The organism is Carboxydocella sp. JDF658, assembly GCF_002049395.1.
Lineage (GTDB): Bacteria > Bacillota.
In genome coordinates, this window is the sequence record NZ_BDLR01000159.1 from 1 (window position 1) to 338 (window position 338).

The 338-nt window shown below is 53.8% G+C and carries 1 pseudogene; it reads right to left on the reverse strand.

Annotation, left to right across the window (positions count from 1 at the left end):
* Positions 1-338: pseudogene (locus JDF658_RS12960) on the reverse strand (IS200/IS605 family accessory protein TnpB-related protein); the annotation flags it as partial.

Below are 338 nucleotides of genomic sequence, written 5' to 3' on the forward strand. Positions count from 1 at the left end.
TCCGCCCCTTGACTGCCAGGCGGAGCTTTTCAATAACTTCTGAAGCAGCCCCCTTTTCCTCTGCCTTCGCCAGTTTCCTCATAGCCAGGCTGAGCTTCTTTCTGGCCCGGCCCAGTTTCTTTTCTGTTTCTTCAATTTCTAACTCCAGCAGTTCTGTTTGGGAGTCCAGCAGGGCCTGTGCTTTAAGTCTGGCATCATCCGCATAGCGGGAGTTCAGCCCGAAAAGTTCTTGTCCTGCCTTCTTGATTTCATGGCGGGAAGCACCTTCCAGGAGCCGGTTAAAGGCCCACCGCATACAGGCACAGAAGAGACGCATCTCCGTAGTCAGCGGGTCTTCT